9 protein-coding genes are annotated in these 10168 nt (G+C 67.4%); 1 reads left to right on the plus strand and 8 read right to left on the minus strand.

Annotation, left to right across the window (positions count from 1 at the left end):
* Window position 1: 1 nt before the first annotated feature.
* The 6 genes from hpxZ to AB4Z16_RS23340 all read right to left on the minus strand — a co-directional run bounded on the left by hpxZ (window position 2) and on the right by AB4Z16_RS23340 (window position 6509).
* Entirely contained in the window at window positions 2-406 is a 405-nt protein-coding gene (gene hpxZ / locus AB4Z16_RS23315; protein ID WP_441513696.1) for an oxalurate catabolism protein HpxZ, read from the minus strand.
* Window positions 403-1575, minus strand: coding sequence for an amidase (locus tag AB4Z16_RS23320; RefSeq protein WP_441513697.1), 1173 nt, complete (start codon window positions 1573-1575; stop codon window positions 403-405). Before AB4Z16_RS23320 ends, hpxZ begins: the two co-directional genes overlap by 4 nt.
* Before the next feature lie 55 nt (window positions 1576-1630).
* On the minus strand, window positions 1631-2587 hold the full coding sequence (gene nudC / locus AB4Z16_RS23325; protein WP_441513698.1) for an NAD(+) diphosphatase: 957 nt from the start codon (window positions 2585-2587) through the stop codon (window positions 1631-1633).
* A 43-nt stretch (window positions 2588-2630) separates the two neighbouring features.
* Window positions 2631-3518, minus strand: a complete 888-nt coding sequence (gene mmsB / locus AB4Z16_RS23330) for a 3-hydroxyisobutyrate dehydrogenase (protein WP_441513699.1) — start codon at window positions 3516-3518, stop codon at window positions 2631-2633.
* A gap of 117 nt (window positions 3519-3635) precedes the next feature.
* Entirely contained in the window at window positions 3636-4790 is a 1155-nt protein-coding gene (locus AB4Z16_RS23335) for an isobutyryl-CoA dehydrogenase (RefSeq protein ID WP_441513700.1), read from the minus strand.
* 222 nt (window positions 4791-5012) lie between these two features.
* Window positions 5013-6509 carry a CoA-acylating methylmalonate-semialdehyde dehydrogenase gene (locus tag AB4Z16_RS23340; protein WP_441513701.1) on the minus strand — a complete coding sequence of 499 codons (1497 nt, stop codon included), beginning with the start codon at window positions 6507-6509 and terminating at the stop codon, window positions 5013-5015.
* 123 nt (window positions 6510-6632) lie between these two features.
* On the opposite strand from AB4Z16_RS23340, the gene AB4Z16_RS23345 reads away from it, so the two are divergent.
* The gene (locus AB4Z16_RS23345; protein ID WP_441513702.1) at window positions 6633-7562 is read left to right on the plus strand and encodes a LysR family transcriptional regulator; all 930 of its coding nucleotides are present in this window, start codon (window positions 6633-6635) and stop codon (window positions 7560-7562) included.
* 196 nt (window positions 7563-7758) lie between these two features.
* On the opposite strand, the gene AB4Z16_RS23350 is transcribed toward AB4Z16_RS23345, so the two are convergent.
* Entirely contained in the window at window positions 7759-9069 is a 1311-nt protein-coding gene (locus AB4Z16_RS23350) for a GGDEF domain-containing response regulator (RefSeq protein ID WP_441513703.1), read from the minus strand.
* 90 nt (window positions 9070-9159) lie between these two features.
* The coding region (locus AB4Z16_RS23355) for an ABC transporter permease (RefSeq protein ID WP_441513704.1) at window positions 9160-10168 on the minus strand (1009 nt) is incomplete at its 5' end.

Below are 10168 nucleotides of genomic sequence, written 5' to 3' on the forward strand. Positions count from 1 at the left end.
TTTACCAGGGGCGCGGGCCCTCCATCGTCGAGACATGGGCCGAGACGACCTTCCAGCCGAGATCGGGAAAACGCACCCAGGTCTGGCTCTGGCGGCCGATGATTTCGCGCCCGCGCACCTTGAACTCGAGGTTGACCGTGGCCAGGTCGCGGCCCAGCGTCAGAATCTCCAGCCGGATCCGCTTTTCCTTGATGCCCGGTCCCGGCGGCCGCGCGACGCGGTGGCCGTGGATCTCCTCGAAGCCGTAGCCGTTCTCGCCGAGCGCGTAGCGGATGGTGTAGGGGCTGTTCCAGAAGGAGGCGTCGAGCACGTCGACGTCCTTGTCGATGAGAGCCTGTTCGTAGCGCTCGAACAATGCGCTGATCTCGGCGACGATTTCGGGCCGGTTCGGGGTCAGGTCAGTCACGAGGCTGCTTCCATGGCTTGGGCGACGGCGATCAGGCTGGCATCGGTGCCGCGCCCGCCGATGATCGAGAGACCGATGGGAGCGCCATCCACCGTCGCGCCGGGGATGCTCACCTGCGGCGAGCCGGTGAGTCCGCCCTGGGCGCAGAGACAGGTGATGCGGTCGCGCATCGGCTGCAGCTGCGGTATCGACAGGCCGCGCAGCGGCGCCGGGAATGGCGTCGTCGGCAGGCAGAGGATCGTGCCGGGCGGCAGCAGATAGCGCAGCCGCGCCCGCGCTTCTTCGCGCATCAGCGCCGCCCAGTTTTGCTCGCTCATCGACACCTGCGAGCCGGCGAGCAGCCCGGCCGCGACGCTGAAGGCCATGCGCGGATTGTGCCGCTCGATCCAGGGCTTGAAGGTCTGCCAGGCTTCGACCGGCTGCAGGCTGCGCTGCGCCCGCGCCCAGACCGAAAGCCCCTGCGGCGCCATGATCTCCTCGCGCGCCGGCCCGATGATCCGCTCAAGCTTCCGGAGCATCGGACGCAGCGCCTCGGCCACCTGAGGATCGGCGAAGCCGAAGGCATCGACGGCGAGCAGGAGCTTCGTCGGTAGCGGTCCGGGCGCTTCGCCCAGCATGACGCTGCTCACCCGCGCGAAGGTCCCGGCATCGCGCGCGAACCAGCCCGCCGTATCCGAGCCGGGCGCCTGCGGCATCAACCCGGTCAGGTCCAGCCGGCCATGCGTCGGCCGGATGCCGTAGAGCCCGCAGAAGCTCGACGGCACCCGCACCGAGCCGCCCGTGTCGGTTCCGAGCGCGGTGTCGCACAGGCCTGCCGCGACCGCGGCGGCCGAGCCCGAGGAGGAGCCGCCCGGCACGCGCTCGGGCGCAGCGCTGTTCGTCGGCGTGCCGTCGAACGCGTTTTCGCCGAGGATGCCGAGCGAGACCTCGTCGGTGATGGTCTTGCCGACGAAATCCGCCCCTGCATCCAGCAGCGCCTGCACCGCCCAGGCATGGCGTGTCGGAATGGGGTTCGCCTTGGCCCAGTCGTGATTGCCGCCGCCGGTCGGCAGCCCGGCGACGTCGAACAGATCCTTGACTGCAAAGGTCAGTCCGGACAGCGGGCCGCCGGAATCGCCGGCAATGCGGGCGCGCGGCCCGGCTACGAAGGCGTTGACCGGGTCCGTCATCCAAGGCTCCGCAAAGGCTGTTCGTCAGTCGAGATGGCGCAGGGCCCGCAGCGTGTCAGATCCGCTCGCCTTCGAGCGCCCAGGCCCGCACCAGCGTGTTGGCGATGGCGATATGCTGCGGGCAGGCGAGGCCGTCGGGATGTGCGCCGTCCAGCATCTGCAGCACCTCTTCGCGCGGGAACCAGCGCCCGGCTTCGAGCTCGGTCATATCGAGGGTGATCTCGTCGCCGAGCGCCTCGGCGATGCAGCCGACCATGATCGAGGAGGGGAAAGGCCAGGGCTGCGAGGCGAGGTAGCGGACCTTGCCGACACGCAGGCCGGCCTCCTCCCAGCTCTCGCGGCGCACGGCATCCTCCAGCGTTTCGCCCGGCTCGACGAAGCCGGCGATGCAGGAATACATGCCCGGTGCGAAGCGGGCCTGCCGTGCCAGCAGGCAGTTCTCGCCGCGTGTGACCAGCATGATCACGACGGGGTCGGTGCGCGGGAAATGCATCGCGCCGCAGGCGGTGCATTCACGCCGCCAGCCCGCAGCCCCGGCGACGGCCGGCCCGCCGCATTGTGCGCAGAAGCGGTGGCGGGCGTGCCAGTCGAGCACGGCCTTGGCTTCGCCGAGCGGCCCGACCTCCTCCTCCGGCACCATGCGCTTCAGCGCGACCGAGCGAAGATCGGTCAGGAGCAGCTCGGCCCGCTCCTTCAGCGGCTCGATCAGGGCCTTGTCGAGCAGGCGGGCGAAGCGCGGCGCGCCGTCCTCTGCCATGCCAAGGAAGATTTCCTCGGCGGCGGGGCCGAGCATTTCGGTCTCACCATGCGTGAACCAGACCGAAAGCGCCTCGCCCTCGAGCCGCTTCAGGACGGGTGTTTCGCCGGCCACCGCCACGATCCGTGTGTCGGAGCGGTGACGCAGCGCCGTCACCGCATCATGCTTGCTGCGCAGATCCTCGCGCCGGTCGAGCCGATTGATCGCGAACCCGGTGAGGGCGGAGCGTTCGCGGCGGAGCGGGGCGTCGTTCATGTCTTGGGTCTAGACCCGCGGCACCCTGCCGCGCAAGCGCCTCTCAGGCCTCTCCGCGGCCGCGGAGTAGATGGATGATCCCAGAGAAATCCGTGCCGCCTTCGCCCCAGGCGTTGTGCAGGCCGAAGAGCTGGGCGGCCGCCGCGCCGAGCGGGGTCGAGGCCCCGGCCGCCTGCGCGGCTTCCTGCGCCAGCTTCAGATCCTTCAGCATCAGCGCCGAGGCGAAGCCGGGCTTGTAGTCGTTGTTGGCGGGCGAGGTCGGCACTGGGCCCGGCACCGGGCAATAGGTCGTCAGCGACCAGCACTGGCCCGACGAGGTCGAGGCCACGTCGAACAGCGCCTGATGCGACAGGCCGAGCTTCTCCGCCAGCACGAAGGCCTCGGAGACGCCGATCATCGAGATGCCCAAGATCATGTTGTTGCAGATCTTGGCGGCCTGTCCGTTTCCGGCGCCGCCACAATGCACGATCTTGCGGCCCATTTTGGCGAGGATCGGCTCGCCCTTGTCGAAAGCGTCGGTCGCGCCGCCGACCATGAAGGTCAGCGTTGCGCCCTTGGCGCCGCCGGTGCCGCCAGAGACGGGAGCGTCCAGCGAGAGGCAGCCGTGCTCGGCCGCCAGCGCATGCGCCTTGCGCGCGCTTTCGACATCGATGGTCGAGGAATCGATCAGCAGCGTGCCGGGCTTCACCACCGGCAGGATGTCGGCCCAGACCGAGAGCACATGCTTGCCGGCCGGCAGCATGGTCACCACGATCTCCGCATCGGCCACGGCGTCCTTTGCCGAGCCGGAGATTCCGACGCCGAGCTCGGCGGCGGCATTGCGCGAGGCCTCGACCAGATCGAAGGCTTTGACGCTGTGCCCGGCCTTGACGAGGTTCCCGGCCATGGGGCCACCCATATTGCCGAGGCCGATGAAGGCGATGTTGGTCATGGTCGTTCTCTCCCTTCGCTCGTCGTCATGGTCGGCCTTGAGCCGACCATCTCGGAAACCAGTTCTGGTCACGAGATCCTCGGGTTTGCGCTTCTCTCCCGAGAATGACGTTTTCTCTCAATTGCCCTTCGCCCGGCCGACCAGCCCGCGCGCCACGATCATCCGCATCACCTCGTTGGTGCCTTCGAGGATCTGGTGGACGCGCAGGTCGCGGACGATCTTCTCGATGCCGTAATCGGCCAGGTAGCCATAGCCGCCATGGATCTGCAGGGCATCGTTCGCTACTTCGAAGCCGGTATCGGTGGCGACGCGTTTGGCCATGGCGCAGAGCTTGGTCGCGTCCGGCGTCTTGGCGTCGAGCGCAGCCGCGGCGCGCCAGAGGAAGCTGCGGGCCGCCTCCAGCTCCGTCGCCATGTCGGCGAGCTTGAACTGCAGCGCCTGGAAATCGGCGATGGCCGAGCCGAAAGCCCTGCGCTCCCTGGCATAGCTCAGCGCCTTGTCGAGTGCTCCCTGAGCGCCGCCGATCGAGCAGGCGCCGATATTGAGCCGCCCGCCATCGAGCCCGGCCATGGCGATCTTGAAGCCGATGCCCTCCGGGCCGAGCCGGTTGGCCACCGGCACGCGGCAGTTCTCGAAGATCACGGCGCGCGTCGGCTGGGCGTTCCAGCCCATCTTCTTCTCATTGGCGCCGAAGGAGAGGCCGGGCGTGTCCTTCTCGACCACGATGGTCGAGATGCCCGAAGGGCCGGATTCGCCGGTCCGCGCCATCACGACATAAACGTCGGAGACCCCGGCGCCCGAGATGAACTGCTTCTGGCCGTCAAGGACGTAATGGTCGCCGTCCAGCACAGCCTTGGTCTTCAGAGCGGCGGCGTCGGAGCCGGCGCCGGGCTCGGTCAGGCAATAGCTGGCGAGATGCTCCATGGTGCAGAGCTTCGGCAGGAAGCGCTGGCGCTGCTCGTCCGAACCGTAGCGGTCGATCATCCAGGCGCACATATTGTGGATCGAGATATAGGCCGCGACCGTCGGGCAGCCGGTCGAGAGCGCCTCGAAGATCAGCGCCGCATCGAGCCGCGAGAGGCCGGAGCCGCCGACATCCTCCTGAATGTAGATGCCGCCCATGCCGAGTGCGGCGGCCGCGCGCATCTCCTCGACCGGGAAATGCTTCTCCTCGTCCCAGCGCGCGGCATGGGGCGCCAGCGTCTCGGCGGCGAACTCCTGGGCCATGTCGCGGATGGCGACCTGGTCTTCGGTGAGAGCAAAGGCGTTCAAGGCTGGCCCTCCTGATCAGTGAGATAGTCCCGACGCATCATCGCGCGCAATCACGACGAAAGGCCGGGCCTGTTCGCGTCGGATCGGAGCGAGGAAGGGCTGTCGGCGGATCGCGATGCGCCGGCAGCATTGATGGCGGGCCTGCTCGCGCGAAGGTAGGCGGGGAGCGAGGTTGCGGTGATCCGCAGCATTCGCTCCATCGCCCCCTCCGCCGGCCGTGCGTCAGTTCATCGTCGGGATGACGAAGCTGGCGCCGTCCTTGATGCCGCTCGGCCAGCGCGCGGTCACCGTCTTGGTCTTGGTGTAGAAGCGGATCGAATCCGGGCCGTGCTGGTTGAGGTCCCCGAAGGCGGAGCGCTTCCAGCCGCCGAAGGTGTAGTAGGCGAGCGGCACCGGGATCGGCACGTTGATGCCGACCATGCCGACCTGCACCTTCGAGGCGAAGTCGCGCGCGGCATCGCCGTCGCGGGTATAGATCGCGGTACCGTTGCCGTATTCGTGGTCGTTGGTGAGCTTCAGCGCCTCGTCATAGCTGTCGGCGCGGACGACCGAGAGTACCGGCCCGAAGATCTCTTCCTTGTAGATCCGCATGTCCTTGGTGACGTTGTCGAACAGGCAGCCGCCGACATAGAAGCCGTTCTCATAGCCCTGCATCTTGAAGCCGCGTCCGTCGACGGCAAGCGTCGCGCCTTCCTGCACGCCGATGTCGACATAGGACTTGATCTTCTCCATCGCCGCCTTGGTGACGACCGGGCCGTAATCGGCCGTGAGATCGGTCGAGGGGCCGACCTTGAGGCTCTCGACGCGCGGGATCAGGCGCTTCACCAGCTCGTCGGCGGTGGCCTTGCCCACGGGAACCGCGACCGAGATCGCCATGCAGCGCTCGCCGGCCGAGCCGTAGCCGGCGCCGATCAGTGCGTCGACCGCCTGGTCCATGTCGGCGTCGGGCATGATGACCATGTGGTTCTTGGCGCCGCCGAAGCACTGCACCCGCTTACCGTTCGCGCAGCCGCGAGCGTAGATGTATTCGGCGATCGGCGTCGAGCCGACGAAGCCGACGGCCTTGATTTCGGGATGGTCGAGGATGGCGTCGACCGCCTCCTTGTCGCCGTTGACGACGTTGAGGATGCCGGGAGGCCCGCCCGCCTCGACGAAGAGCTCGGCCAGGCGCATCGGCACGCCGGGATCGCGCTCCGAAGGCTTCAGGATGAAGGCATTGCCGCAGGCGATGGCGGGGCCGAGCTTCCAGAGCGGAATCATCGCGGGGAAATTGAACGGCGTGATGCCGGCGACGACGCCGAGCGGCTGGCGCAGCGAGTAGATGTCGATGCCGGGGCCGGCGCCGTCGGTGAATTCGCCCTTCATCAGGCTGGGAACGCCGAGCGAATACTCGACGACCTCGACACCGCGCTGGATGTCGCCCTTGGCGTCGGGAATGGTCTTGCCGTGCTCGCGGGCGAGCAGCTCGGCGAGCTCGTCATTGTTCTGGGCGATGAGGTCGAGGAACTTCATCAGCACGCGGGCGCGGCGCTGCGGGTTGACCGCGGCCCATTTCGGCTGCGCCTCGGCGGCGTTCCTGACGGCAGCATCGAGCTCGGTGGCGGAAGCGAGCGCGACCTTGCCGATCACGCTGCCATCCATCGGCTGAAAGATGTCGGAGCTGCGCCCCGAGGTGCCGGCGACCTGCTTGCCGCCGATGAAATGTCCAACCTGACGCATGGCGCCCTCCCTACGAATTGCTGGTGTCGTGATCTTGCTGACTCACTACCATTCTCGTTTGCGCACGACTATAGCGATAGTGGAACGTAGGTCGTGCGAAAACACAAATACAGGGAGGGCGCCTTGGAGCGATTCGACTGGGACGATCTGCGCTTCTTTCTCGCCGTGGCGCGCTCGGGGCGCCTGACGGCAGCGGCCCGCCGGCTTGGAGCGGATCATGCCACGGTCTCGCGCCGCATCACCTCGCTGGAGGAGGCGCTCAAGGCCAAGCTCTTCGAGCGCCGGCCGCAAGGCTACACTCTGACCGCTCACGGCGAGCGCCTGCTCGCCAAGGCCGAGAGCATGGAGACCGAGGCGCTCGCGATCCAGAGCGATATCGGCGGCGCCGACATGGCCTTGTCCGGCACGGTCCGGATCGGTGCGCCCGATGGCTTCGGCACCGCCTTCCTGGCGCCACGGCTGGCAACCTTCGCGAAATCCTATCCCGGGCTGGAGATCCAGCTGATCGCCATGCCTCGCCTGCTTTCGCTGTCGAAGCGCGAGGCCGACGTCGCGATCACGCTGGCCCCGCCCAAGGAGGGCAAGGTCGTCGCTCGCAAGCTCTCCGACTATCGTCTCGGCCTCTACGCCTCGCCGGAATACCTGGCGTCGATGCCGCCGGTGACCGCACCGGAGGATCTCTTCGAGCACCGTATCATCGGCTATATCGACGACCTGATCTTCTCGCCCGAGCTCGACTATCTCGACGAGGTCGCCAAGGGCCTGCGCGCCCATGTCCAGAGTTCCAGTGTCATCGCGCAGATGAATGCCGTGGTGGCGGGCGCCGGCATCGGCGTGATCCATCATTTCATGGCGGAGGGCGAACCGCGTCTCGTGCCGGTGCTGCCGGCGACTGTGCAGATCACGCGCTCCTTCTGGCTGCTCGTCCACGCCGATCTGAAGGATGTCGCTCGCGTACGCGCCATCGTCGACTTCATCGTGCGCGAGGCGAAAACGTCGCGGACGTTGCTGATGGGCGAGCAACGCGTGGAACACCGCGCAGCCGCCGAATAGCGGGCGCGGGGAGCCGCACGGATTTTTCAGTGGTCGTCCGACGGCACGAGAGGCCGGCCGCAGCGGTAGGCGTCGCGGAAACGATCGGACGCGATCAATTCGGCCAGAGCCGGCAAGCTCCTTCGCGACACCGGGCGCGAGGGCTGCCGGCGCGTCGTTACGCCGCCTGAAGCGAACGATCCTTCACCGGGTCGCCTTATTGAGAGGCGGTCGGCCTGGGCTCGCAAGCGTCGGCGCAGACCCGGTTCCGGCCGTTCTGCTTGGCGAGATAGAGCGCCCGGTCCGCCACGCAGAGACAGGCGTCCAGCTCGTCCCCGGCACCGATCTGGGCCACACCGAGCGAAACCGTCAGGGCGAGTGTTTCGTTGTCGACGACGAGGGGCTCGCGAGCGATGGCCTCCCGGATATCGTCGCAGAGCCGGGTGGCCTCGGCGAGCTCCGCGCCCGGGAAGAGAATGGCGAATTCCTCGCCGCCGATGCGGGCAAGCAGGTTGAAGCCGCGCTCGGCGGAGGCGCTCAGGCCACGTGCCACGGTTGCCAGCGCCCTGTCGCCGCCATCATGGCCGTAGCGGTCGTTCAGGCGCTTGAAATGGTCGATGTCGAGGATGGCGATCGAGACAGGCAGGCCCATCTCGCGCGCCTCGTCCACCAGCGTCCGGCCGCGCTCGAAGAAATGACGGCGATTGAACAGGCCGGTCAGGAAGTCGCGCGCGGCAAGGTCCTGCAACTGCCTCAGCTGCGTCAGCGTCTCGACATTGGAGGCGATGCGGCACTGCAATTCCTCGAGCACGAAGGGGCGCGAGACGAAATCATGGGCGCCTGCCTTCAGGAAGCCGGCGGAGGTCTTGCGGTCGGTCGAGGACGAGATGCCGAGAAGCCGCACATGCGGATGGAGGCGCCGGATGCGGCGCGCCAATTCGAAGCCGTCCATATCGGGCATGTAGTAGTCGCTGACCACGAGCTGGATGTCCGGATTGGCTTCCAGGATCGTCAGTGCCTCCTGTCCGGAGCCGGCCTCGACCACCGCATATTGCTGGATCGCGAGCATCCGGGCCAGCACCTTGCGGGTCGTGCGTGTGTCGTCGACGACGAGGATGCGGGTGTTTCGGTTGTTCAGCGCCCTTTTGACCGTGTTGACGAGATTGGGAAGGGCAAGTTCGTTGTCTTTCAGGACGTAGTCGATCACCTCCCGCTCCATGATCCGCCCGCGCGTGGTGAGATCGAAGGTGGCGGTGAAGACGACCGAGGGAATGCCGTGGGTGACCGTCCAGTCGAGCGCCTCGCCGCGGGGGGCATCGGGCAGGTTGAGATCGACGACCGCGATCGCGTAGGCAGCGGGGGCTGCGACGATGATCTCGCTGAGCTCCTTGAGCGAGCCGCAGGTCGTGACGGGCAACCCGGTCTGCGCTTCGAGAAACTGACGTAGCGCGAGCGAGAAGGTCCGGGAGTCCTCGATGACGAGAATCCTGCGGTCGTCGATGGTCGGATCTTGTCTGGACTGAAGCATCGGAAGAGCACCCATGCTTCATCTAGGGCGTCCTCAAGTTTAATTTTCCGTCACGGCCAGGCTGCGACTGCGTTGCCCTGCCGCGGTGTCCTAGAGGCGCCAGGGCAGGATGTTTTGGGGCAAGTGCCGCCCGAGCAGGTCGAGGGTCAGCATCGCGATCAGGATGATGGCGGAGGCGCTGACGGCGACGGCCGCCGCTTCGCCGGCGAGACCCGCCTCCTTGAGGCTGAACAGCACGACGCCGAGCGTCTCCGTGCCGGAGGACCAAAGCAACGCCGAGACGGTCAGTTCGTTGAAGGCGACGAGGAAGACCATGAGCGCCGAGACGGCCGCTGCGGGGGCCAGGATCGGCGCCACGATGAAGCGCAGCATCTGCCAGAGACTGGCGCCGTCGAGCTTCGCCGCCTCCTCGTGATGCGCCTCGATCTGGGCCATGGCTGCGACCGGCGCCTTCAGCGCCAGCGGCAGGAAGCGCGCGAGATAGGCGAAGAGGATGATGAAGGGCGTGCCGTAGATGCTCACGCCGATCAGCGGCAATGGCTTCAGGAAGATCAGGATGCAGGCGATGGCGAGGACCACGCCCGGCAGCGCATAGGGCAGTTCGATCATGAGTTCGATCGGGCGCCTGAGCTTGCCCATTCGCCGTTCCAGCGCATAGGCGAAAGCGATTGCGACGAAGGCCAGGATCACGGCGGCCGCGCCGGCGAAGAGCAGCGAATTGCGGAAGGCGCGAATCGTCACGGCCTGCCTGAACAGTACCTCGCTGAATTTGTCGAAGGTCAGCGTCTGCCAGGACAGCGCGACGCCGAGCGCCGGCGTCAGGGCCTCGCTGAGCAAGGCGAGCAGCGGCAGGCCCAGTTTCAGCGCCAGCAGCAGCCAGAGTCCGGCCGCAACGAAGGGCCGGGCGGCACCGAGGTGCCAGAACGGTTCCAGCGGGCGCTCGATCTCGACCTTGCCGCGCTGGCGGCGGGCGACCAGCGCGCCCGCGACGATGCCGAGCGCCGCCACGACGCCGACCAGCACGGCGAGCGCCGCCGTCTCGCCGAGGCTCGACGGCCCGAAGCTCGACAACCGGCGATAGATCAGCGTCGGCAGCGTC

The sequence above is a fragment of the Allobosea sp. TAF32 genome, from assembly GCF_052113585.1.
In the GTDB taxonomy this organism is placed as follows: Bacteria; Pseudomonadota; Alphaproteobacteria; order Rhizobiales; family Beijerinckiaceae; genus Allobosea.